17 protein-coding genes are annotated in these 24,121 nt (G+C 72.4%); 6 read left to right on the top strand and 11 right to left on the bottom strand.

The annotated features are described in order from the left end of the window. Nucleotides 1-4 precede the first annotated feature (4 nt). The 5 genes from ACFY3J_RS33680 to ACFY3J_RS33700 all read right to left on the bottom strand — a co-directional run bounded on the left by ACFY3J_RS33680 (nucleotide 5) and on the right by ACFY3J_RS33700 (nucleotide 3,987). Nucleotides 5-274, bottom strand: a complete 270-nt coding sequence (locus ACFY3J_RS33680) for a hypothetical protein (protein WP_384172663.1) — start codon at nucleotides 272-274, stop codon at nucleotides 5-7. A gap of 146 nt (nucleotides 275-420) precedes the next feature. Next, nucleotides 421-744: a hypothetical protein gene (locus tag ACFY3J_RS33685; RefSeq protein ID WP_361414421.1), complete on the bottom strand. Its 324-nt coding sequence runs from the start codon at nucleotides 742-744 to the stop codon at nucleotides 421-423. Further along, a complete protein-coding gene (locus tag ACFY3J_RS33690; protein WP_384171641.1) occupies nucleotides 741-1,109 on the bottom strand; it encodes a WhiB family transcriptional regulator in 369 nt (122 codons plus the stop codon). The genes ACFY3J_RS33685 and ACFY3J_RS33690 overlap by 4 nt, the downstream gene beginning before the upstream one ends. Before the next feature lie 174 nt (nucleotides 1,110-1,283). Continuing rightward, on the bottom strand, nucleotides 1,284-1,604 hold the full coding sequence (locus ACFY3J_RS33695; RefSeq protein WP_390842416.1) for a hypothetical protein: 321 nt from the start codon (nucleotides 1,602-1,604) through the stop codon (nucleotides 1,284-1,286). A gap of 175 nt (nucleotides 1,605-1,779) precedes the next feature. Beyond that, nucleotides 1,780-3,987 (bottom strand): ATP-dependent DNA helicase UvrD2, encoded by a 2,208-nt coding sequence (locus ACFY3J_RS33700; protein WP_384171648.1) that lies wholly within the window; start codon nucleotides 3,985-3,987, stop codon nucleotides 1,780-1,782. 274 nt (nucleotides 3,988-4,261) lie between these two features. Here ACFY3J_RS33700 and ACFY3J_RS33705 point away from each other — a divergent pair, with 274 nt between their 5' ends. Beyond that, nucleotides 4,262-4,504, top strand: a complete 243-nt coding sequence (locus tag ACFY3J_RS33705) for a mycoredoxin (RefSeq protein ID WP_141358602.1) — start codon at nucleotides 4,262-4,264, stop codon at nucleotides 4,502-4,504. A gap of 81 nt (nucleotides 4,505-4,585) precedes the next feature. Here the strand turns inward: ACFY3J_RS33705 and nudC are convergent, their stop codons facing one another. The 5 genes from nudC to ACFY3J_RS33730 form a co-directional block, all read right to left on the bottom strand. Then, entirely contained in the window at nucleotides 4,586-5,530 is a 945-nt protein-coding gene (gene nudC / locus ACFY3J_RS33710) for an NAD(+) diphosphatase (protein WP_384171652.1), read from the bottom strand. 154 nt (nucleotides 5,531-5,684) lie between these two features. Further along, entirely contained in the window at nucleotides 5,685-7,088 is a 1,404-nt protein-coding gene (locus ACFY3J_RS33715; protein ID WP_384171655.1) for a dipeptidase, read from the bottom strand. Between the two features lie 10 nt (nucleotides 7,089-7,098). Then, the gene (locus ACFY3J_RS33720; protein WP_390842417.1) at nucleotides 7,099-10,746 is read right to left on the bottom strand and encodes a UvrD-helicase domain-containing protein; all 3,648 of its coding nucleotides are present in this window, start codon (nucleotides 10,744-10,746) and stop codon (nucleotides 7,099-7,101) included. A gap of 100 nt (nucleotides 10,747-10,846) precedes the next feature. Next, nucleotides 10,847-14,428, bottom strand: coding sequence for a UvrD-helicase domain-containing protein (locus ACFY3J_RS33725; protein ID WP_390842418.1), 3,582 nt, complete (start codon nucleotides 14,426-14,428; stop codon nucleotides 10,847-10,849). 312 nt (nucleotides 14,429-14,740) lie between these two features. Further along, nucleotides 14,741-15,127 (bottom strand): MGMT family protein, encoded by a 387-nt coding sequence (locus ACFY3J_RS33730; RefSeq protein ID WP_384171664.1) that lies wholly within the window; start codon nucleotides 15,125-15,127, stop codon nucleotides 14,741-14,743. A 186-nt stretch (nucleotides 15,128-15,313) separates the two neighbouring features. On the opposite strand from ACFY3J_RS33730, the gene ACFY3J_RS33735 reads away from it, so the two are divergent. The 4 genes from ACFY3J_RS33735 to ACFY3J_RS33750 all read left to right on the top strand — a co-directional run bounded on the left by ACFY3J_RS33735 (nucleotide 15,314) and on the right by ACFY3J_RS33750 (nucleotide 21,926). Further along, nucleotides 15,314-18,148 carry a lysylphosphatidylglycerol synthase domain-containing protein gene (locus ACFY3J_RS33735; RefSeq protein ID WP_384171667.1) on the top strand — a complete coding sequence of 945 codons (2,835 nt, stop codon included), beginning with the start codon at nucleotides 15,314-15,316 and terminating at the stop codon, nucleotides 18,146-18,148. Between the two features lie 73 nt (nucleotides 18,149-18,221). Further along, on the top strand, nucleotides 18,222-19,763 hold the full coding sequence (locus tag ACFY3J_RS33740) for an alpha/beta hydrolase (RefSeq protein ID WP_384171670.1): 1,542 nt from the start codon (nucleotides 18,222-18,224) through the stop codon (nucleotides 19,761-19,763). A gap of 152 nt (nucleotides 19,764-19,915) precedes the next feature. Beyond that, the gene (locus ACFY3J_RS33745) at nucleotides 19,916-21,463 is read left to right on the top strand and encodes an alpha/beta hydrolase (protein ID WP_390842419.1); all 1,548 of its coding nucleotides are present in this window, start codon (nucleotides 19,916-19,918) and stop codon (nucleotides 21,461-21,463) included. Nucleotides 21,464-21,701: 238 nt separating this feature from the next. After that, the gene (locus tag ACFY3J_RS33750; protein ID WP_384171676.1) at nucleotides 21,702-21,926 is read left to right on the top strand and encodes a DUF397 domain-containing protein; all 225 of its coding nucleotides are present in this window, start codon (nucleotides 21,702-21,704) and stop codon (nucleotides 21,924-21,926) included. Between the two features lie 186 nt (nucleotides 21,927-22,112). Here the strand turns inward: ACFY3J_RS33750 and ACFY3J_RS33755 are convergent, their stop codons facing one another. Then, entirely contained in the window at nucleotides 22,113-22,448 is a 336-nt protein-coding gene (locus tag ACFY3J_RS33755) for a hypothetical protein (RefSeq protein WP_390842421.1), read from the bottom strand. A gap of 300 nt (nucleotides 22,449-22,748) precedes the next feature. Here ACFY3J_RS33755 and ACFY3J_RS33760 point away from each other — a divergent pair, with 300 nt between their 5' ends. Next, on the top strand, nucleotides 22,749-23,966 hold the full coding sequence (locus ACFY3J_RS33760; protein ID WP_390842420.1) for an IS110 family transposase: 1,218 nt from the start codon (nucleotides 22,749-22,751) through the stop codon (nucleotides 23,964-23,966). The last annotated feature ends 155 nt before the right edge of the window (nucleotides 23,967-24,121 follow it).

The raw sequence follows: 24,121 nt of genomic DNA on the forward strand, positions 1-24,121 counted from the left end.
GGGACTACCACCAGGCGGAGTCCAGGCGCCCCTCGATCGAGCGGAGGTTCTCGCGGGAGCAGGCGTCGCAGAAGTAGCGCCGGGCGCCGTTCTCCACGGAACAGGTCCACGTGGGCGGCAGGCCCTCGGCCGGGGTGCCGCAGCGCGCGCACACCAGGGCGGGACGCTCCGCGCTCTCGCCGTCGCGGTCCGTACCGTCACGGTCCGTGCCGTGGTGCGCCGTGCCCGCGTGGGCCGCGCTCGCGTGGTTCGTGCCTCCGGGAAGACTCGTCACCCCGCGACCATACCGCCGGGCCGCTGATCGGCGGGAACAACGCACCGCGGGGGCCGGTCCGTCCGAACGGACCGGCCCCCGCGGGGAGAGTTCCGGCCTCCCGGACCGGGAGGCCACCGCCTGGAGGCGTGGAACGGCGCTGTCGGTCAGTGCATCACTGCCATGGCGAGCGCGCGGCGGGCGCGCAGCGAGGCGCGCTCGGCGCGGCGCTGCATCCGGCGGGCGGCCGCCAGGCGTACGGCCTGACGTTCCCTCTCCGCCTCGTGCAGCCGCTCGTGCATATGCGCACGAGCCAGCGCTTCTGGGATGAGTTGCATCTCTCGGTTCCTGTTCTGACGCGAGTCGTTCGCGCCGGTGGTGGTGACGTCTTCGGTCGCGGAGCCTGCGGGCTCGCTGGCGGACGGCTTCATCGGGGCCTGCTTCTGGGGGTCGTGCGTGAGGGGGCGGTCGATCGTTCCTGCGGTGTTCATGCCGTGACCGGGTTCTTCCTCGGGCGGCCACGCGGCCGCTTCCGGGCGACGACGACACCTTGGACGAACAGCTCGCCGCCCCAGACGCCCCAGGGCTCACGCCGCTCCTTGGCGCCGGCGAGGCAGGCCTCGACCAGCGGGCAGGTGCGGCAGAGGGACTTGGCGTACTCCACGTCCGCCGGCGACTCGGCGAAGAAGACCTCCGGGTCGTAGGAGCGGCACGGGACGGGCACGCCGAGGTTCTCGATGGCGTCGTCGAGCGCGGTGAGCGCGGTGAGCGGGGTCAAGGCGGGGTCCTCCGTGAGACCAGGCTTGGGGATCGTGTCGGAAGGCGGTACGGACGGGACGTGCGCTTCGAGTTGCACGGTTCGTCTTCCTCGTCTGTTCGGGTCGGCCGGTCGGCCGGGTGTCGGCTGGCTACCGGGTTCTTGTCTTGCCCCGAGGCCCCTTCGCTCCGCTGTCCCCGTTCGGGGAAAACAGAAGGGCCGCGGATCCCGGATGGGGTTCCGCGGCCCTGAAGGCGCCGGCCTGATCGGCGATCAGGCTGGATCACTCCAGGGTTCTGGCCCACGGAAGGCCCACGTCAGGTGGTGCTGCTTCGTCTGCTCCCGGTTACCGGCACCGGCCGCCTGAACGGCATAGGCCTGCGCCTTTGCCGCTACTGCTTCCAGTGCCTTGGTCGGTCGCTCGTCACGCTCACGGACGGGAAGACCCGCGAGGGACATAAAGGACTCCGGACGCACGGCAGCGATGCCGGACAGACCGGTGCCCTGGATGAAGGCGCCGAGCATGCACAGGGAGACGACCGAGCGATCGGTCATTTTGGCGGTGCTGATGGAGCTGGTCTTGATAGTGATCACTGGGCTCGCCTCCTCTCGGCGTCTGGGGGACTGGGGTGAGCCAGTCCGTACGGATATGCAAGTAGAACACGGAATCAGGGCCTCAGGAAGGCCACCGTTCCCGTGACCAAGAACCTATGGGGACGGACGGCGCGTGCGCAAACTATTTTTTCGACGATTTCCCATCAGTCCTCGGTCAGTCCTCGGTCGCTTCTCCCGCGGGCTCCCGGCCTGCGCAGATGGCGAGAACATCCGATCCGTACCGGCGGAGCTTGCGCATCCCCACTCCGGGGATGCGCGCCAGTTCCCGCTCCTCGTCCGGGACGGCCTCGGCGATCGCCATCAAGGTCTTGTCGGTGAAGACGCAGAAGGCGGGCTGCCCGCTGCGCCCCGCCTGGCCCGCCCGCCACTCGCGCAGCCGCTCGTACAGGCCCTCGTCCATGTCGGAGGGGCAGCCCTCGCAGCGCATCAGCTTCATCTCGCCGGCGTCGGTGAGCGTGCGGCCGCAGACCCGGCACCGGGCCGGGGTGCGCTGCGTGCGCCGCGGAGCGGGCGCTCCCCGCGTCCCCACGGCCGCGGTGAAGCCGCGCTCGATGCCCCCGGAGCCGCCGGGCGCGGTACGGCCCGCCGTACCGGCCGAGCCAGGGCGCAGCCCGTCGAGGAAGCGGCTGGGACGGCGGCCGGGACGGCCGCCGGGCGAGCGGGACAGCGACCAGGAGACGTGCAGTCGCTCGCGGGCGCGGGTGACGCCGACGTAGAGGAGCCGGCGCTCCTCCTCGATCTGTTCGTCGGTTCTGGCGTAGGTGATGGGGATCATGCCCTCGGCGACGCCGACCAGGAAGACGACGTCCCACTCCAGGCCCTTGGCCGAGTGCAGGGAGGCGAGGGTGACGCCCTGGACCGTCGGGGCGTGCTGGGCGTTCGCCCGCTCGTCGAGTTCCGCCACGAGGTCGCCGAGCGTCGCGCCCTGCCGGACGGCGGCGAAGTCCTGTGCGAGGTTCACCAGGGCGGCCAGCGACTCCCAGCGTTCCCTGACCGCGCCGGAGCCGGCCGGCGGCTGCGGGGTCCAGCCCTCCCCCGACAGCACGGCACGCACCTGTGAGGGCAGGTCGACGGCGTCGTCGAGAAGGGAGTCGTTGCCGCCGAAGCGTGCGGCGGCCCGCAGGGCGACGCCGGCCTTGCGCACCTCTGGCCGGTCGAAGAAGCGCTCGGCGCCGCGCAGCTGATAGGGCACACCGACGTCGGCGAGGGCCTGCTCGTAGGTCTCGGACTGGGCGTTCGTCCGGAACAGTACGGCGATCTCGCTCGCCGGGACGCCGGAGGCGATGAGGTCGTGGATGCGGTGGGCGGCCCCCTCGGCCTCGGCGGGCTCGTCGGTGTACTCGGTGTAGGCGGGCTCGGGGCCGGGGGCGCGCTGGGAGACCAGTTCCAGCCGGTGGTCGGCGGCCCGGCCCCGGGCCTGGGCGAGCAGTCCGTTGGCGAGGTGGACGACCTGCGGGGTGGAGCGGTAGTCGCGGACCAGCTTGACGACGGTGGCGCCGGGATGACGGGTGCGGAAGTCGAGCAGGTGGTCGGGGGTCGCTCCGGTGAAGGAGTAGATCGTCTGGCTGGCGTCGCCGACGACGCACAGGCTGTCGCGGTCGCCCAGCCACAGCTCCAGCAGGCGCTGCTGGAGCGGGGAGACGTCCTGGTACTCGTCCACCACGAAGTGCTGGTACTGGGCGCGGACCTGTTCGGCGACGTCGGCCCGGTCCTGGAGGACGGCGACGGTCAGCAGCAGGACGTCCTCGAAGTCGATGACCGAGCGGTCCCGCTTGAGGTCCTCGTACACCGAGTACAGCTGGGCGATCTCGGCCGGGTCGCGGGGGGCGGTGCGGCCGTCCTTCGCGGCCGCGAGGGCGTAGTCGGCCGGGACGGTCTGGGTGACCTTGGACCACTCGATCTCGGCGGTGACGTCCCGCAGCTCGCCCCGGTCCAGACGGATACGGCAGGCGGCGGCCGCGTCCGCGACGAGCTGGATCTTGCGATCGACGAGCCGGGGCATGGCGCCACCGATCGCTTTCGGCCAGAAGTACTGCAACTGCCGCAGGGCGGCGGAGTGGAAGGTGCGGGCCTGCACGCCGTGCGCGCCGAGCTGGCGCAGCCGGCCCCGCATCTCCCCCGCGGCACGGTTGGTGAAGGTGACGGCCAGCACGCTGGAGGGCTGGAGGACACCCGCGCGCACTCCATAGGCGATGCGGTGGGTGATCGCCCGGGTCTTGCCCGTGCCGGCGCCGGCCAGGACGCACACCGGCCCGTGCAGAGAGGTGGCCACCTCGCGCTGCTCGGGGTCCAGCCCGTCGAGCACCGCGTCGGCGGAGTCCGGGACCCGAGGGAAGAGCGGGGAGTGCGTTGCTGCTGTCACACAGCCATGCTGCCAGGTCGCCGTGGGACCCATGAGCCGGTTGTCCACAGGCAGCCCCTGCGGTCGTACTAATGCCGCGCGCCCTGTGCCCGCGTCCCCATGCCACATGCCCCGTGACCCGATGCCGCGCGCTGATGCGACGCCCTGACGCCGCGCGTCCTCGTGCCGCACCTCACGCCCTGCCGGATACCCCCGGTGGGAATGCCGGAGCGATGGCGTACGTTCCTCCCCTGCGACGAATACGTCCCCGAGCCGCCGAAGGAGCGCGAGAGACATGCCGGGCACTGTGACGATGTACAGCACCACGTGGTGCGGCTACTGCCGCCGGCTGAAGAGCCAGATGGACCGCGAGGGCATCGCGTACACCGAGATCAACATCGAGCAGGACCCGGAGTCCGCGGACTTCGTCGAGAAGGCCAATGGCGGAAACCAGACGGTTCCCACCGTGCTCTTCCCGGACGGTTCGACTCTCACGAACCCGTCGCTGGCCCAGGTCAAGGAGAAGGTCGGCGCCTGATCACGGCGCGTCGCACCCCAGACGCCGAAGGCGGCCTCCCCGGCATCCCCGGGAAGGCCGCCTTCTCGTCGTCCAAGGGCCTCAGACGGCGCTCCTCGTCGGCAGCGGCTTGCCGTACCAGAGCTCGATGAGCCGGGCCGCGATGGAGATGCCGTACGGCGGCAGGACCTCGCCGGACTCGAAGGCCGCGCGCAGTTCCTCGCGGGAGAACCAGCGCGCCTCGTGGATCTCGTCGCCGTCGACGGCGATCTCGGTCGAGATGGCGTGCGCCATGAAGCCCAGCATGAGGCTGGAGGGGAACGGCCAGGGCTGACTGGCGACGTACTCGACCTCGCCGACGGTGACGCCCACCTCCTCGTGGACCTCGCGGCGCACCGACTGCTCGATGGACTCCCCGGGCTCGACGAAGCCGGCGAGCGTGGAGAAGCGGCCCTCGGGCCAGTGCACCTGGCGGCCGAGCAGGATGCGGTCCTCGTCGTCGGTGACCGCCATGATCACGGCGGGGTCGGTGCGCGGGTAGTGCTCGGCGCCGCAGGCCGGGCAGCGGCGGATGTGTCCGGCCGCGGCGATCACGGTGCGCTCGCCGCAGCGGGAGCAGAAGCGGTGCAGCCGCTGCCAGTTCTCCAGGGCCACCGCGTGCGCCATCAGGCCGGCGTCCCGGGGCGACAGCAGCAGGCCGGCCTCGCGCAGGCCGGCCGGGCGGGCGGACTGGTCCATGCGGCCGGGCAGGGAGTCCTTCTGGAGGGCGAAGTAGCTGACGCCCTCCGCGTCCGTGCCGAGGAAGTAGCGGTGCGCCTCGGTGAGGGGCGCCTCGAAGGAGGGCGTCGTGACCAGTTCGGTCCGGCCGTCGGGTGTCTCGTCGATCAGGGCCTGACCGCCGGAGACCACGAAGCAGCGCGTCGAGGGGTGGCTCCATGCCGCGGCGAGCCAGGCCTCGTCGAGCCGGTGGTGGGCGGCCCGGTCGATGCCGCTGGGCGCGGTGAGCGAGATGGGTCGGTCGGCGGTGTGGTCGGTCCAGGTGGTCACGGGTGCTTCCAACTCCCCCGGTGCAACGGTTGTTTCGGCGGCGGTTCAGCGGGACGTGCGACAGGAGGCGTCCGCGTCCGGCGGGGCCTGGGGGTACGGGACGGCCTTACCAGTGTGCGCCCGGCACGACACCGCCCGGGCCGGTGGGCGCCCGTCAGGGCGCATCGTGCCAGTGCTCCGCGAGGTCGCCCCACAGGTACGCGCTGGTCTCGACGCCCTTGAGCAGGAGGTCGAGCTCGACCTTCTCGTTCGGCGCGTGCCAGCCGTCGGAGGGGACGGAGATGCCCAGGAAGAGGACGGGCGCGCCGAGCACCTCCTGGAGGTCGGCGGCCGGGCCCGAGCCGCCCTCGCGCGTGAAGCGGACGGGGGCCTCGAAAGCGCGGCCCATGGCACGGACCACGGACTGCAGGGCCGGGTGGTCCAGCGGCGTCAGGCACGGGCGCGTGGCCGCGCCGAACACGATCTCGTGCCGTATCCCCGCGGGCACCTGCTCGGCGGCCCAGGCGCGGACGGCCTTCTCGATGTGGTCGGGGTCCTGACCGGCGACCAGGCGGAACGACAGCTTGACCATCGCCGAGGAGGGGATGATCGTCTTGCTGCCCGGGCCCTGGTAGCCGCCGCCGATGCCGTTGACCTCGGCGGTGGGGCGGGCCCAGATGCGCTCCAGGGTGGTGTACCCGGCCTCGCCGTGGGTGGCGTACGACTTGGCGGTGCGCAGCCACTGCTCCTCGGCGAAGGGCAGCTCGGCGAAGAGCCGGCGCTCCCGGTCGGTGAGTTGCACGATGCCGTCGTAGAAGCCGGGGACGGCCACGCGCGCGTGCTCGTCGTGCAGGGCGGCGACCAGGCGGGCGGCGGCGGTCGCCGGGTTGGGCACCGCGCCGCCGAAGGAGCCGGAGTGGATGTCCTGGTCGGGTCCGTGCAGCCGGATCTCGCACTCGGCGAGGCCGCGCATTCCGGTGCACACCGTGGGGGTGTCCGCGGACCACATGCCGGTGTCGGAGACGATCACCGCGTCGGCGGCCAGGCGCTCCGCGTGCTCTTCGACGAGCGCCCGGAAGTGCGGGGAGCCGGACTCCTCCTCGCCCTCGATGAGCAGCTTCAGGTTGACGGCCGGGGCGGTGCGGCCGGTGGCGGCGAGGTGGGCGCGGACACCGAGTGTGTGGAAGAACACCTGGCCCTTGTCGTCGGCCGCCCCGCGCGCGTAGAGGCGGCCTTCGCGGACGACGGGCTCGAAGGGCTCGCTGTCCCAGCCGTCCTCGCGGGCGGCGGGCTGGACGTCGTGGTGGCCGTAGACGAGGACCGTGGGGGCCTCGGGGTCGTCGGAACGCCACTCGGCGAAGACGGCGGGGGCACCCGGGGTGGGCCAGACCTCGGTGGTGGTGAAACCGGTCTGCTGGAGTTTGCCGGCGAGCCAGTCGGCGCTGCGCCGTACATCGGGCGCGTGGTCGGGCTGGGCCGAAACGGACGGGATGCGCAGCCATTCGGCGAGGTCGTCGAGGAAGGCGGTGCGGTGCTGCTCGATGTACGTACGGACGGCGCTGTCCGGGGTCTGGCTCATGGCTCCGAGCCTATCGGCCCGCGGTGGCTTCCCGTTCGGGCGGTTCGTCACACTGCGGCTCGGCGTGCGGCTCCCCCGTCAGCAGCCGTTCCAGCTCGGCGCGGCCCGGGAGGTCGTCGTGCCGTACCACCTCGCCGGTGCGCACGTAGACGAACGCGGCCGTGACACGGTCCAGGGGGATGCCCCGCTGCTCGGCCCAGCCCAGCCGGTACACGGCGAGCTGGAGCGGGTCCGCCGTGCGGGAGTGGAGCGTCTTCCAGTCCACGATCTCGTACGTCGCCCGCTCCCCGTCGCCCTCCTTGTAGACGGCGTCGATACGGCCCCGGACGACACGGCCGGCGAGAGCGAGCTGGAAGGGCGCTTCGACGCGGTGGGGCGTGCGGTGGGCGTACGGGGTCCGTTCGAAGGCCTCCTTGAGGGCTTCGAGGTCGCGTTCGTCGGCGATCTCGGCGTCGCCGCCGGGCAGTTCCCCGGGCTCCAGCATGGGCAGCGTCAGCTCTTCGAAGCGGGATTCCACCCAGGCGTGGAAGCGGGTGCCACGGCGTGCGGCCGGTTGCGGGGGGCGCGGCATGGGGCGCGCGAGTTCCCTCGCGAACCCGTCGGGGTCGGCGGCCAGGTGCAGCAGCTGCGACGCGGTCAGGGTCGTCGGCAGGGGTACGTCGGTGACGGTCTGCCGGGCGCGCCGGAGTTCTCCGGTCAGCGCTTCGAGGTCGCGGTCCCAGGAGGCGACCATGCGGGCCTCCTCCGGGCTGAGGGGGCTGGATCCGGGTGCACGGTCCGGGGCACGGTCAGAGTCGGGGTGCGCCGCGTGCTCGCGTGCGAGCGGGGGCGCGGCGTGGTGGTCGGGTGGGGGCGCCTGGTGCGGGACGGTCGGGCGGTCGCCGCTCCAGGAGTCCCAGTCGTCGGTGCCCTCCTCGAAGGGGTTGTCATCTCCGAAGGGGTTTTCTTCTTCGAAGGGGTCGTCCCCCCCGAAGGGGTCCTCCTCGCCGAAGGGCGGCTCGTCGCCGTACGGAGGTGCGTCGTCGCCTGGAGGTGCGTCGTCGTGCAGAGGTACGTCGTCGCGTGGAGGTGCGTCGTCCCGCGGTGCCGCGGGCCAGTCGGGGTCGTCGTGGGACGTGGGGTCGTGCGTGGCCTCCGGGTGGCCGTTCGCGCCGGTGGCGAGGTCCTCCAGGTGGGCGAGGACGATCGCGGCGGCCTCACGGCGTCGGGCCAGGGCGGTCTCGTCCAGCGGCAGGGGCCACACCTGGTCGGCGGTGGCCCGGTGCAGGGCCGGGTTCTCCTCGTCCTCCCCGGGCTCGTCCGCCCAGGCCTCGATCTCGCCGTGACCGGCGGCGCAGTGGTCGTACAGGGCCTGAAGGAACGCGGACGGGCCGCGTGGCCGCTTCTGGCTCGGGCCCCACCAGTGGCCGGAGCCGAGGAGCAGGGAGCGGGGGCGGGTGAAGGTCACGTAGCCGAGGCGGAGCTCCTCGGTGTGCTGGTGGTCCTTCATGGCCTCGTGGAAGGCCTTCATGCCGCGCGCGTCCCAGCCGTCGATGTCGGGGAGCGTGTCGGCGTCGCCGCGCAGGGCGTGCGGCAGCACCTTGCCCTGGCTGGTCCACTTCTCCCGGCCCTGCCCGCTGGGGAAGGTGCCGGTGACCAGGCCGGGGACGGCGACGACATCCCACTCCAGGCCCTTGGACCTGTGCGCGGTGAGCACCTTGACGGTGTTCTCGCCACCGGGCAGCGCGTTGTCGAGGCCCTTCTCGTACTGGGCGGCGGTGCGCAGGAAGCCGAGGAAGGCCAGCAGGCTCGCCTCGCTCTCGTTCGCGGCGAAGGAGGCGGCGATGTCCAGGAAGTTCGCCAGGGTCTCGCGGCGGCGGGCGGCCAGGGCGTGCGGGGAGGCCGACAGCTCCACCTCCAGACCGGTGACGGCCAGGACGCGGTGCAGGACGTCCATCAGCGGGTCGGACAGCGAACGCCGCAGGTCGCGCAGTTCGGCGGCGAGCCGGGCGAACCGCACGCGCGCGTCCGGGGAGAACGGCAGCCGGTCGTCGTCCCCGGCGCCGTCCAGGGGTGTTTCGAGGAAGGTGTCGAGAGCGTCCGCGAGCGAGATCATCTCGGCCGGGTCGACGCCCTCGACGGCCTCGGCGAGCCGGCTGTCGGGGTCGTCGGCGGCGTCCACGCGCGCGTGCGCGACGAGCAGCCTCGCCCGGCGGCCCAGGAGCGCGAGGTCGCGCGGGCCGATGCGCCAGCGCGGGCCGGTCAGCAGCCGTACCAGCGCGGCGTTGGCACCGGGGTCCTGAAGGACCTCGCAGACGGCGACGAGGTCGGCGACCTCGGGCAGGTGCAGCAGCCCGGACAGGCCGACCACCTCGACCGGGACGTCACGGGCGACCAGGGCACCCTGGATCTCGGCGAAGTCGCCCGCCGTACGACACAGCACGGCGATCTCGCCGGGTGCCGTCCCCGTCCCCACGAGGTGGGCGATCGAATCGGCGACCCAGTCGATCTCCTCGGCGTGGGTGGACAGCAGCGCACAGCGCACCAGGCCGTCACGCTCCGCGCCGGGGGCCGGGCGCAGTGCCTCCACCCCCGCGTGCATGGCGCGCAGGGGTTCCGCGAGGCGGTTGGCGAGGTCGAGGAGGCGGCCACCGCTGCGACGGTTCTCGCTGAGGGCCTGGCGCGTGGCGGGGCGGCCGTCGGCGTGCGCGAAGTGCTCGGGGAAGTCGTCGAGGTTGGCGACGGAGGCGCCGCGCCAGCCGTAGATCGCCTGGCAGGGGTCGCCGACGGCGGTGACGGGGTGGCCGGTGCCGTCGCCGAAGAGGCCGGCCAGCAGGATGCGCTGGGCCACGGAGGTGTCCTGGTACTCGTCGAGCAGGACCACCCGGAACTCCTCGCGCAGGACGCGGCCGACCTCCGGCAGGCGGGCGAGCCGCGCGGCCAGGGCGATCTGGTCGCCGAAGTCGAGCAGGTCGCGCTCGCGTTTGGCGGCCCGGTAGCGGAGCACCAGCTCGGCCAGTTCCCGGCGGGCGGTGGCCGTCTCCGGGACCTTGCGCAGGTCGGCGTTGGTGAGCTTGGCGCCTTCCAGGGTGCGCAGCAGCCCGGTGTCCCAGGCGCTCAGGTCCTCCGGGCGTACGAGGTGTTCGGCGAGCTCGGCGTCGAGGGCCAGGAGGTCGCTCACCAGGTCCGGGAAGGAGCGGGCCAGCGCCGGGTAGGGGCCGGGTGCCTCGCGCAGCACGCGGGCGGCGAGCTGGTAGCGGGTGGCGTCGGCGAGCAGGCGGGCGGTGGGTTCGAGCCCGATGCGCAGTCCGTGGTCCTTCAGCAGACGGCCGGCGAAGGCGTGGTAGGTGGAGATCAACGGCTCGCCCGGCGGGTTGTCGGGGTCGATGGCCTCGGGGTCGGTGACGCCGGCCCTGATCAGGGCCTTGCGGACGCGTTCGGCGAGTTCGCCGGCGGCCTTGTTGGTGAAGGTCAGCCCGAGGACCTGCTCGGGGGCGACCTGTCCGGTGCCGACCAGCCACACCACGCGGGCCGCCATCACGGTCGTCTTGCCGGAGCCGGCGCCGGCCACGATCACCTGCGGGGCGGGCGGCGCGATGATGCAAGCCGTCTGCTCCGGGGTGAACGGAATCCCGAGGAGCTCCTTGAGCTGCTCGGGATCGGTGATACGGGCGGGCACCTCACAGAGGCTAGCGGCGGGCACTGACAATCCGTGCCAGATGGCCGCCGGGGCCGAAAGACGCGCAGGTCAGCACGGGTGGTGCCGTTCGTCACGCGGGTCACTCGACGATGTGACGCCCCTCCGGCCGCGCGCTGCACGAGGCCCGGAAGGCGCAGTGCGCGCAGTGCTGCCCGGCCGTCGGCGTGAACCGCTCGTCGAGGACCTTTCCGGCGGCGGTGGCCAGCAGCTCGCCGGCCCACTCCCCCTCCAGCGGCTCCTGGGTCTGCACCTTGGGCAGGCCGTCGCCGCCGTCCCGTTTGGCCGCGCCCTGGCGCAGCTGGACCAGCTCGGCGCCACCCGGCTCGGGACGTACCCCGTCGAACACCCCGTCGACGGCGCCCTCGCGGACCGCGAGCTGGTAGACGGCCAGCTGCGGATGGCGGGCCACCTCGGCCCCGGTGGGCGCCTGCTTGCCGGTCTTGAAGTCGACGACGTAGGCACGTCCCTCGGCGTCGGCCTCCACCCGGTCCATGGAGCCGCGGATGCGCACCTGGTAGCCGCCCGCTTCCAGAGTCACGTCGAAGTCGTGCTCGCCGGCCACCGGGGTGCGGCCGGCGCGCTCCAGGACGTGCCAGTTGAGGAAGCGCTCCAGCGCCACGCGCGCGTGTTCCTTCTCCTGCGCCGACTTCCACGGCGCGTCGAAGGCGAGCGCGTTCCACACCGTCTCCAGGCGTTCCATGAGAACCGCGAGGTCGGCGGGGCTGCGCCCGGAGGCGACCTCGTCGGCGAGGACGTGCACCACGTTGCCGAAGCCCTGGGCGGCGGTCGCGGGGGCGTCGGCCTTGACCTCGCGGCTGAGGAACCACTGGAGGGCGCAGGTGTTGGCGAGCTGGTCGAGGGCGCTGCCGGACAGGGCCACGGGCTGGTCGCGGTCGCGCAGCGGCACCTTGCTCTCCGTCGGGTCGGCCATGCCCCACCAGCGGTAGGGGTGGGCCGCCGGCACCAGCGGACGGCCCTCGTCGTCGGCGAGCGCGGCCAGCCGGGCCAGCCGGTGCGCGGCTGCCTGCCTGAGGGTGTCGGAGACGCGCGGGTCGACGGTCGTGGCACGCAGCTCGGCGACGAGTGCCGCCACCGACAGCGGGCGGCGCGGGCGGGAGGTGACGTCCCTGGGTTCGACACCGAGTTCGGTGAGGAAGCGGGAGGGCTGGTCGCCGTCGTCCGCGGGGGCCTTCACCGCGGTCACCACGAGGCGTTCACGCGCGCGCGTGGCGGCCACGTAGAACAGCCGCCGCTCCTCCGCGAGCAGCGCGCCGGGGGTGAGCGGGGCGGCGAGTCCGTCGCGGCCGATGCGGTCGGCCTCCAGCAGGGAGCCGCGGCGCCGCAGGTCCGGCCACAGGCCCTCCTGAACGCCGGCGACGACGACCAGGCGCCACTGCAGGCCCTTGGAGCGGTGCGCCGTCATCAGCCGCACGGCGTCGGGACGCACGGCGCGCCGGGTGAGCGTGTCGGCGGCGATGTCCTCGGCCTCGACCTCGGCGAGGAAGTTCAGGGCGCCCAGGCCGCCGGTGCGCTCCTCCGCGCGGGCGGCGGTCGCGAACAGCGCGCACACGGCGTCGAGGTCGCGGTCCGCGTTGCGGCCCGCCGCGCCGCCGCGCCGGGCCGCCCGCTCCAGGCGGGAGGGCCACGGTGTGCCGTCCCAGAGGTCCCACAGCGCCTCCTCGGCGGTCCCTCCGCCCGCCAGGCGCTCCCGTGCCTTCCTGAGCAGCGCGCCGAGGCGCTGGGCGCCACGCGCGTACGTGGGGTCGTGAGCGACCAGGCGCTCGGGTTCCGCAAGCGCCCTCGCGAGCAGCTGGTCCGAGGGCGGGGGCAGCGGATTGCCCGCGGCGCGTTCCTCCTCGCGCAGGGCGCGGCCCAGGCGCCGCAGGTCGGCGGCGTCCATGCCGGCCAGCGGCGAGGCGAGGAGGGTGAGCGCGGTCTCGGTGTCCAGCCAGCAGGCGTCCGCCTCCGGATCCGGTTCGGGCCGCTCGGGGGCCTGCGCGGCGGCGGCCTGCTCCCCGGCGAGGGCGGCCTGCTCCCGGCTGCCGGCAGCCTGTTCCTCGGTACCTGCGGCCGACACCTCGGCGTCAGCCACCTGCTCCTCGGTGCTTGCGGCCGGCCCCTCGGCGTCGGCCACCTGCTCCTCGGTGCTTGCGGCCGGGCCCTCGACGTCGGCCACCTGCTCCTCGACGACCCCTTCCTCCGCTTCCCCCGCTTTCTCCGATTCCCCCGATTCCCCCGCTTCCTTGGCTTCCTCCGAGCGGCGCACCGTCTCCGCGGTCGCCACCGCCCGCAGCGCCGTCAGCAGCGGCGCCACCGCCGGCTCGTGGCGCAGCGGCAGGTCGTCGCCGTCGACGTCCAGAGGCACTCCGGCTGCCGTCAGGGCGCGGCGCAGGCCCGGGATGGAGCGGGCGCCGGCACGCACCAGGACGGCCATCTCGCTCCACGGGACGCCGTCCTCCAGGTGCGCCCGGCGCAGGATGTCGGCGATGTTGTCCACCTCGGTGCCCGCCGTCGGATACGTGTGGACCTCGACGCGGCCGCCGTCGCGCACCGGGGTGAGTTCCCGGTGGGCGCGGACCTTGTCGGCGGGCAGGCGGGTGAGCGGCATCCGCCGAGTCAGCAGCCGGGTCGCGGCCAGCAGGGCGGCGCCCGAGCGCCGGGAGGTGCGCAGGACCCGCACGGGCGCCGGAGTGCCGTCCGCGCGCGGAAACGTCTGCGGGAACTGAAGGATGCCGTTCACGTCCGCGCCCCGGAACGCGTAGATCGACTGGTCGGGGTCGCCGAAGGCGAGCAGGGTGCGGCCGTCCCCGGCCAGCGCGCGCAGCAGCCGTACCTGGGCGGGATCGGTGTCCTGGTACTCGTCGACGTAGACCACGTCGTACCGCGCGGCGAGCCGTTCGGCGACCTCGGGGCGGTGGGCGAGGAGCACCGCGCGGTGGACCAGTTCGGCGTAGTCGAGGACGCCCCGCAGGTCGAGGACGTCGAGGTACTCGGCGAGGAAGGCGGCCGCGGCCTGCCAGTCGGGGCGGCCGATACGTCGGGCGAAGTCGGCCAGGGCGTCGGGGCCGAGGCCCAGCTCGCGGCTGCGGGCGAGGACCGCGCGGACCTCGTCGGCGAAGCCGCGGGTGGTCAGGCAGGCGCGCAGCTCGTCCGGCCAGCGCACGTGCGCCAGGCCCAGCCGCTCCAGGTCGACCTGGCCTGCCAGCAGCGAGCGGACGGCCACGTCCTGCTCGGGTCCGGACAGCAGCCGCAGCGGCTCGACGAACAGTTCGCCGGCCTGGTGGGCGCGGACCAGGGCGTAGCAGAACGAGTGGAAGGTGGTCGCCTGCGGGACGTGGGCCGCGCCCGTGCGAAGTGCCATACGGTCGCGCAGGTCGACCGCGGCCCTGCGGCTGAATGTCAGCACCAGGATCCGCTCGGGGTCCTGGCCGCGGGCGATCCGGGCGGCCACGGACTCGACCAGCGTGGTGGTCTTGCCGGTCCCCGGACCTGCGAGGACGAGCAGCGGACCGGTCCGGTGGTCAACCACGGAGCGCTGTGCGGCGTCCAGACGAGGGGGATCCGGTCTGGTCGGCGGGGTACGCACCAGTCGGTAGGCGCCACGGTCCCCCTGCCGCACCCGGGGGTGCGGCAGGCGCCTGGTGGAGGAAGAGGAGCTCACGTGGTTCGCCGGTCCTGGTGGGAGTGCTGGGGTCTGTCACGGCCGGCGCGAGGCGCCGTCGTCGCGGGGACGGGCGGCCCGAGGGGTGGGGCGGTGGCCGTTGGGGTGAGGGGGACACGCGGAGCCGACGCTACGCCGCGGCCGGGCGTGGAAGGAGGGCTTCGCCTTCTTCCCCTGCTTCTCCCGGCCCTCCCTCGGCACCGCCGTCACGTGTGTCCCTCGAGCCACGAACGTACGGCATGCCACGGACGTGCCTCGATTCCCCCGTACGGGCCATGGGCTCCCCACGACCCCCTCGAATGGCGGAAGCTGTCAGGTGTGACCCTGCGCACGTTCGCCGCCGTCCCACCGGGCCCGTCTCATGTCGAGGCGGGGCAGGTGGCCCTCGGCCGCCCTGCTCGCCTCCTTCAGGGGTGTGCCCTCCGTGCGGTAGTGGGCGAGAGCGCGCAGTTCGTGGCCCGGGAGCAGGACCCCGTCGGCGCGTACCACCCGCCACCACGGGACGGCGCCGCCGTACAGGGCCATCACGCGGCCCACCTGCCGGGGGCCTCCCCGTTCCAGCCACTCGGCGACGTCGCCGTACGTCATGACGGACCCGGGCGGGATCATCTCGGCGACCTCCAGGACCCGCTCGGCGTACTCGGGCAGCGCGTCGGGGTGCTCGGGGCGGCCGTCGTCCGAAGGGCTCACTTCGCTCATCCGTCCCATCCTGCCCCACCCCACCGACAGCGGACCGCGCCGCGTCCGAGGCATGGCCCTCGCTCCAGGGCGGCGCCTCGGGCAGACTGTGCGGCCCCGCATATGCACCCTGATGCCCCTGTGTGCCGGTGGGACGTGCCACCATCGTGCGGGCGGTGACCGGTGATACGAGACCAAGAAGAGACCATGAAGCAGCAGGGCGTGCATCCCGATGACGCGGAGGGCACCTCTGGAGTTTCGTCGCGCCCCGGCACCGGCGGCACGGACGCCCAGAGGGCGGGGGGCACGGGCTCTCCGAAGGCCGGCGGCACGGACGCTCCGAAGGCGGGCAGGAAGCCCGCGGAGGAGGACGTCGTGACGCACGCCGACGAACTCGAGGGCGACGAGCCGCTGCTCCCCGCGCGCGTGCACCGTCCCTCCGACCTGATGCGGCTGCTGGTGGGCGTGCTCGCCATCGTCGTACTGCTGGCGATCGCCGGGTTCGCGCACGGCACCACCTCGGGCCTCGAACAGGACATCAACAAGGGCACCGGTCAGGCCCCCGACCTGCTCATCAAGATCGCCGGGCTGGCGTCCAGCATCGCGATCCTGCTGGTCCCGGTCGCCTTCGCGATCGAGCGGCTGATCAAACGGGACGGACTGCGGATCGCCGACGGCGTGCTCGCGGCCGTCCTCGCGCACGGCGTGACGCTCGCCACCGACCTGTGGGTCGCCAAGGGCGCCCCGCACTCGATCCAGGACGCGCTCACCCAGCCCTCCCCCGGCAACGTCCACGCGCTCACCGATCCGGTGCACGGTTACCTCGCCCCCGTCATCGCGTACATGACGGCGGTCGGCATGTCCCGCCGGCCGCGCTGGCGCTCGGTGCTGTGGATCGTGCTGCTGCTCGACGCCTTCTCGATGCTGGTCACCGGGTACACCACGCCGTTCTCGATCATCCTGACGGTGCTGATCGGCTGGACCATCGCCTACGGCACCCTGTACGCGGTCGGCTCACCGAACGTCCGCCCCACGGGACGGACCCTGGTGGCGGGCCTGCGGACCGTCGGCTTCCACCCGGTCAGCGCGGCCCGCGAGGAGGCGGCCGAGACCGCGGACAACGGCGACCGCGGCCGGCGCTACTTCGTCACCCTGGAGGACGGGCCGCCGCTGGACGTCACGGTCGTCGACCGCGAGCAGCAGGCACAGGGCTTCTTCTACCGCGTGTGGCGCAACCTCACGCTGCGCGGTTTCGCCACCCGTCGCAGCCTGCAGTCGCTGCGCCAGGCCCTGGAGCAGGAAGCCCTCCTCGCCTACGCGGCCATCGCGGCCGGCGCCAACGCGCCCAAGCTCATCGCGACCTCCGAGCTCGGCCCCGACGCCGTGATGCTCGTCTACGAGCACACCGGCGGGCGCACGCTCGACTCGCTGGCGGACGAGGAGATCACCGACGAGCTGCTGCACCACACCTGGCAGCAGGTGCGGGCGTTGCAGTCACGGCGCATCGCGCACCGCAGGCTGGCCGGTGACGCGATCCTGGTGGATCGTTCCCGCAAGGTGATCCTCACCGATCTGCGCGGCGGCGAGATCGCGGCCGGTGATCTGCTGCTGCGCATGGACATCGCCCAACTGCTGACGACGCTCGGCCTGCGGGTGGGCGCGGAGCGTTCCGTGGCCTCCGCGGTCGGCGTCCTGGGACCCGACGCGGTCGCCGACTGTCTGCCCATGCTCCAGCCCATCGCTCTGACGCGTTCCACGCGCGCGACGTTGCGCAGGCTGGCCCGGGAGCGGGCGCAGCGGGAACGCGAGGCGGTGCTCGAGGCGTCCCGGCAGGCCAAGCAGGCCCGCCTGGAACAGGCCGCCCAGGACAGTGGTGACACCGGCCCGGTCGTCCTGGAAAAACCCGAGAAACCCGAGAAACCGGAAAAAGCAGGGAAGCTGGAAAAATCGGAGAAGCCCGACAAGAAGGCCGAGCGTGCCGAGGCGCGGGCGGAGAAGCGGGCCATCGGCGAGGCACTGGAAGAAGCCCGCGAAGAGGATCTGCTCACCCAGATCCGCCACCAGGTGCTGCGGATCAGGCCGCAGGCGCCGGTCGAGCCGGCCCGGCTGGAGCGGGTCCGGCCCCGCACGCTGATGAGTTTCATCGCGGGTGCCATCGGCGCCTACTACCTGCTGACCCAGCTCACGCACATCGAGTTCGGCACGCTCTTCGCCCATGCCCAGTGGGGCTGGGTGATCGCGGCGGTGCTCTTCTCGGCACTCAGCTATGTCGCCGCCGCCATGGCGCTGCTGGGCTTCGTACCGGAACGCGTCCCGTTCGTACGGACGGTGGCGGCGCAGGTCGCCGGCTCGTTCGTGAAGATCGTGGCACCGGCCGCGGTCGGTGGCGTGGCCCTGAACACCCGCTTCCTGCAACGCGCGGGCGTGCGCCCCGGTCTCGCGGTGGCCAGTGTCGGCGCCTCGCAGCTGTTCGGGCTCGGCTGCCACATCCTGATGCTGCTGTCCTTCGGTTATCTGACCGGTACCGAGAAGACGCCGTCCCTGTCGCCGTCCCGGACGGTCATCGCGGGCCTGCTGACGGTCGCGGTGCTCGTGCTGGTGGTCACCTCGGTGCCGTTCCTGCGGAAGTTCGTCGTCACGCGCGTGCGTTCGCTCTTCGCGGGTGTCGTGCCCCGCATGCTGGACGTGCTCCAGCGACCGCAGAAGCTGGTCACCGGCATCGGCGGCATGCTGCTGCTGACGTTCTGCTTCGTGATGTGCCTGGACGCCTCGATCCGGGCCTTCGGCGACCAGTCGACCTCGCTCAGCATCGCCAGCGTCGCCGTCGTCTTCCTCGCCGGCAACGCGCTCGGCTCGGCCGCCCCGACCCCGGGCGGCGTGGGCGCGGTCGAGGCCACCCTCACGGTCGGCCTGATCGCGGTGGGCCTGCCGAAGGAAGTGGCCGCTCCCGCGGTGCTGATGTTCCGGCTGCTGACGCTGTGGCTGCCGGTCCTGCCCGGCTGGCTGGCCTTCAACCACCTGACCCGCAAGGGCGCCCTGTAGGAACGGCGGCCGCGCGTACTCCGAACGGCCCGCGTCCCGCGCGGGAGGCCGTCGACGGCGTGAGGATGGGGGCATGCACAAGCGCCACGGGCTGCGCGCCGCCGCCCTGACCACGACCACCGTCCTGTTGAGCGCCCTGACGGCGGGCTGCGGCGGGCTCTCTGTCGGCGGGGGTACGACGGACCCGGGGCTGGATTGGAAGGACTGCCCGGCACCGTCCGCGTCGGAGGGCGGCGGGGCGGCACCTTCGCCGCTGCCCAAAGGTGGCAAGTGGCAGTGCGCCACCGTGAAGGCGCCGCTGGACTGGAGCAAGCCGCAGGGCAACACGATCGACATCGCGCTGATCCGGACGAAGGCGACCGGGCCCGGCAATCGCATCGGTTCACTGCTCTTCAACTTCGGCGGCCCGGGCGGCTCCGGCATCACCACGCTGCCCGCGATCGCCCCGGACTACACCAAGCTGCGCACCCGCTACGACCTGGTGAGCTTCGACCCGCGCGGCGTGGGGCGCAGCGCGGGCGTGAAATGCAAGACCGACGCACAGCTCGACCAGTACTTCCAGCAGGACGCGGTACCGCAAACCGCCGCCGAACGTGCCACGTTCGTGAACAACACCAAACAGTTCAACGCCGCCTGCGAGAAGAACTCCGGGAAGATCCTGCCGCATGTGCGCACCACCGACGCCGCCCGCGACATGGACCTGATCCGCCAGGTACTCGGCGACTCCAAGCTGCACTACTTCGGGATCTCCTACGGCACCGAACTCGGCGGCGTGTACGCGCATCTGTTCCCCAAGCACGTGGGGCGCGCGGTCTTCGACGCGGTCGTCGACCCCACCAAGACCCCCGAGCAGACCTCGCTCGGCCAGGCCAGGGGCTTCCAGCTCGCCCTCGACAACTTCGCGAAGGACTGCGCCTCGAAGGGCACCAAGTGCCCGATCGGCAGCAGCGTCCGGGACGTCGAGGACCGCATCGCCGCTCTGCTCAAAAAACTCGACACCAATCCGCTCCCCGGCATCTTCCCGCGCCGGCTGACCCGGTCCGCCGCGACCAACGGCATCGCCCAGGCCCTGTACTCCAAGGAACTCTGGGCCCCGCTCATCGAAGGGCTCCAGCGGGCCTACGCCGGCGACGGCCAGATCCTCATGCTGCTGTCCGACGCGATGAACGGCCGCAACGCAAACGGTGAGTACAGCAACCTCGCCGCCGCGAACACCGCCATCAGCTGCTCCGACCAGAAGCAGCGGTACACCCCCGCCTTCGTGGAGCAGAAGCTGCCCGAGTTCCGGGCCGCCTCGCCGGTGTTCGGGGACTTCCTGGCCTGGGGCATGCTCAGCTGCACCCAATGGGCAGTACCTGGAGCGGCCGCCCACGCCGACGTGAGCGCGCCGGGTTCGGCGCCGATCCTCGTGGTGGGCAACACAGGCGACCCGGCGACTCCGTACGGGGGCGCCAAGAGGATGGTGGAAGCGCTGGGCAAGGGTGTCGGCGTCGAACTCACCTGGCAGGGCCAGGGGCACGGCGCGTACGACAGCAAGGACCCGTGCGTGCAGAACGCGGTGAACAGCTATCTGCTCGACGGAAAGGTGCCACCGGCCGGGACGGTCTGCGCGTAGCCGGGCGAAGGGCCGCGACCTCCCCACCTCACACGCAAAATAGCAGGTCAGAGGGTTATCCACAGGCTCCCACGAGGGTCATGGGATCCGCCTACCATGGCCTGAGCGCTCCCCGCGGCCGATCCGCGGAGAGCCTGTGAGGGGGGAAGCACATGGCGCGTCTGACGCAGTGGGCGGCCGCGGTCGCCGCCGCGGTGCTGCTGGCCGGGTGCGGCGGTGGGCCGGACGACCGAAGCGCGGACGACGGAAAGAACCGGTCCGCTCCGACGCCGGCCGCAGCGTCCGGCTCGCCGTCCGCGCGGCTGCCCTCCTCCCTCACCTCGCAGCGACTCGACTGGGACCGCTGCGAGGCCACGACCGACTCGCCCGCGCCGGGCGACGAATGGCGGTGCGCGACGCTCAAGGCACCGCTGGACTGGTCCCGGCCGGACGGCGAGACCATCGGCCTCTCCCTCATCCGCGCCAGGGCCACCGCGGAGCGCACCGGTTCCCTGCTGTTCAACTTCGGCGGCCCCGGCGGCTCGGGCGTGGCAGCGCTGCCGTCGTACGCCTCCGAGGTCACCGCCCTGCGGCAGCGATACGACCTGGTGAGCTGGGATCCCCGCGGGGTCGGGGGCAGTTCGGGCGTGCGCTGCCGCAGCGACCGGCGGATCCAGGCCGCCGAGGCGATCGACGTGACACCGGACACCGCGGCCGAGGAGCGGGCCTACTTCCAGGACGCGGCCGACTTCGGCCAGGGCTGCCGGAAGGCGGCCGGGAAGCTGCTCGCGCACGTCTCGACGACCGACACCGCCCGGGACATGGACTTGATCCGCCACGTCCTCGGCGACGCCGGAATGCACTACTTCGGCATGTCCTACGGCACCGAACTCGGCGGTGTGTACGCCCACTTGTTCCCGCAGCGCGTCGGGCGGGTGGTGCTGGACGCGGTGGTGGACCCGACCGCGGACTCCGTGGGCCACGCGCTGAACCAGGCCAGGGGCTTCCAACGGGCGCTGGACGCCTACCTGAAGTCCACCGGCCAGGATCCCGAGCGCGGTTCGCGGAAGATCGCGGACCTGCTGCGGCGAATCGACGCCGAGCCGCTGCCCACGGCCTCCTCCGGGCGGAAGCTGACGGAGACCTCGGCGCTCACCGGCATCGCGCTGCCGCTCTACAGCAAGAGCGGCTGGCCGGCCCTGACGAGCGCTCTCGCCGCGGCGGAACAGGGCGACGGCTCGGGACTGCTGTCTCTCGCCGACGCCTACAACGACCGTGACGACTCGGGCCACTACGGCACGACGACCCACGCCCAACGGGTCATATCGTGCCTGGACGCCAAGCGGCGGCCGACGCCTGAGGAGGCGAGGAAGCTGCTGCCCGAGTTCGAGCGGATCTCGCCGGTGTTCGGCGCCTTCCTGGCCTGGGACACGGCCGGCTGGTGCCACGACTGGCCGGTGCCCGGTCAGTACGACACCCCTCGGGTCAGCGCACCGGGTGCGGCGCCGATCCTGCTGATCGGCAACACCGGGGACCCGGCGACGCCCTACGAGGGCGCCCGGAGAATGGCGGACGCGCTCGGCAAGGGCGTCGGTGTGGAACTCACCTGGAAGGGCGAGGGCCACGGGGCGTACGGCAGCGGAAGCGACTGCGTGGACTCGACGGTGAACGCCTATCTGCTGCACGGCACGGTGCCGAGGGACGGCAAGGTCTGTTCATGACGGCGGCGGGGGCTCCGCACACCCGTGGTGCGCAAAGCCCCCGCCGCCGAACAGACAGGACGAGCCGGAACTCAGTAGCCCGGCACGTCAGGTCGCCCTCGGCGTGACCTGCGCGGCTGGGCAAGTGGTGGGTTGAGGTGGTGGCGAAAGCCGGTGTCCACCTCGCCAGTTGTGACCTTGGAACAGAAGGGTGAGGGTGGATGGAGCACACATATCCAAGCGCCAAACGGAGCGTCTCATGCAAGCGAAAAAGGCTGAACTGTACGCACTCGATCTGACCCAAACACGCTGGGTCAAGAGCAGCAAGAGCCCCTACACGTCCACCTGCGTCGAGGTGGCGGACCTTGGTGGCGGAGCGGTTGCCGTCCGTGACTCGAACCGTCGAGACCTGCCGCCTCTGCGGTTCACCGCAGAGGAATGGGCAGCCTTCCGAGACGGTGTGCGCGAGGGCGAGTTCGGTTAGAACATCTCGCGTTGACCAATGCAGGCCGGGCCCGGCTTCACACGTTAACTGTTCCGATTTCATTCAGTGTTGTTCACGCTCAGACCTCAGCGACCCTTACGCCCGTACGCAATCCCGAGAAGCGACCAGGCGACCGCCTGGCTGACGCGGTTTTGTCGAGCGGTACCGCGGCCCGGGTCGAACTCCTCAAGTGGGGCTCACCACCAAGCCGTCCCACCCGGGACAGGCGCCGGGCACCTGGCCGGTGGTCTTGTCCTCCCTGCTCGCCCACTCACCCGCGCACCGCTCCTCGGTCGCGCCGGCACCTGCCACCCCGGACCCGGACCCCGTGCCCGAGGTGCAGCCCGAGCCGGCCGCCGGCGCGGTGACGGCGACGGCCAGGAGCAGGGAGACCAGGACGGCGCCGGCGACGGCCTGTTCGGTGACCTCGGAGCCGTCCCCGAACGCCTTGACCGGCCGCACGTCGAGCTGGGTGCCCCAGCGGAAGGTGCGGGCCGGTCGCCGGCGCGGGCCGAGGACCACATCCGGGCCGCCCGGGCCACCGGCTTGCGCGACCTGCCCCGTTATGTTTTTCGCGGTCCTGCAAGAGGGCCGCTGGCCTCCGGGCCCGGCATGACTTTTGCCCCCTGTCGAACGGATGACCTGGGGGGTGGTGTCACCGGGCCCGGGAGGTGCCGTCGGAGACGCTGATGAGAGGTCCGGCCACCGTCCGGTCCGGCGCAATGCCGGGCAGCTCGCGGGCGGCAGGTCTGCATAACGTGGATGCGCGCGTACGACACCGAAGCCGAGGTCAGACGAAGTCAACTCCCCTGGAAGGGTGCGATGTTCGACACCGGCAACGTGGGCGTCTTCCTCGGCATGGACGTCGGCAAGAGCGCCCACCAAGGGCACGGGCTCACCCCGGTCGGCAAGAAGGTCTTCGACAAGGCCATGCCCAACAGTGAGCCGAAACTGCGGGCGGTCTTCGACAAACTGATCGCCAAGTTCGGCACCGTGCTGGTGATCGTGGACCAGCCCGCTTCCATCGGCGCCCTCCCGCTCACGGTCGCCCGCGACGCCGGCTGCCAGGTCGCCTACCTGCCCGGACTGGCGATGCGCCGGATCGCCGACCTGTACCCGGGCGAGGCGAAGACCGACGCGAAGGACGCCGCGGTCATCGCGGACGCGGCCCGCACCATGCCGCACACCCTGCGCTCGCTGGAACTGACCGACGAGATCACCGCCGAGCTGACCGTGCTGGTCGGCTTCGACCAGGACCTCGCGGCCGAGGCCACTCGCACCTCCAACCGGATACGCGGTCTGCTCATCCAGTTCCACCCCAGCCTGGAGCGCGTCCTGGGCCCCCGCCTCGACCACCAGGCCGTCACCTGGCTCCTGGAGCGTTACGGTTCCCCGGCCGCCCTGCGCAAAGCCGGCCGCCGCAGACTCGTCGAGGCCATCCGCCCCAAGGCCCCACGCATGGCCGCCCGGCTGATCGACGACGTCTTTACCGCCCTCGACGAGCAGACCGTCATCGTGCCCGGGACCGGCGCCCTCGACATCGTGATCCCGTCCCTGGCCCGCTCGCTGGGAGCCGTCCACGAACAGCGACGGGCCCTGGAAGCCCAGAGCAAAGCCCTGCTGGAGGAGCACCCTCTTTCCCCGGTCCTGACGTCGATGCCCGGCGTCGGCGTCAGGACCGCCGCCGTACTGCTGGTCACCGTCGGCGACGGCACCAGCTTCCCCACCGCCGCCCACCTCGCCTCCTACGCCGGCCTCGCCCCGGCCACGAAGTCGTCGGGGACCTCGATCCACGGCGAACACGCGCCCCGAGGCGGAAACCGGCAGCTCAAACAAGCCATGTTCCTCTCCGCCTTCGCCTGTATGAACGCCGATCCCGCCTCCCGCACCTACTACGACCGCCAGCGAGCCCGCGGGAAGACCCACACCCAGACCCTCCTCCGCCTCGCCCGCCAACGCATCAGCGTCCTGTTCGCCATGCTTCGCGACGGCACCTTCTACGAACCCCGCGAGCCCAGGACCACCGTCCTCGCCGCATGAACCCACACCGGCGAACCACCTCAAACCCGGCACGACAGGGTTGACGAACCCCATAGAGGCACCCCGTTACCTTTCTCATGGCCCCGCAACGGGGCGCCTGGCCCCCGGGCCCGGTATGGCTGTTTGCCCCCTGTCGCACGCATGACCTGGGGGGT

This window comes from Streptomyces sp. NPDC001231, from assembly GCF_042896885.1.
Lineage (GTDB): Bacteria > Actinomycetota > Actinomycetes > Streptomycetales > Streptomycetaceae > Streptomyces.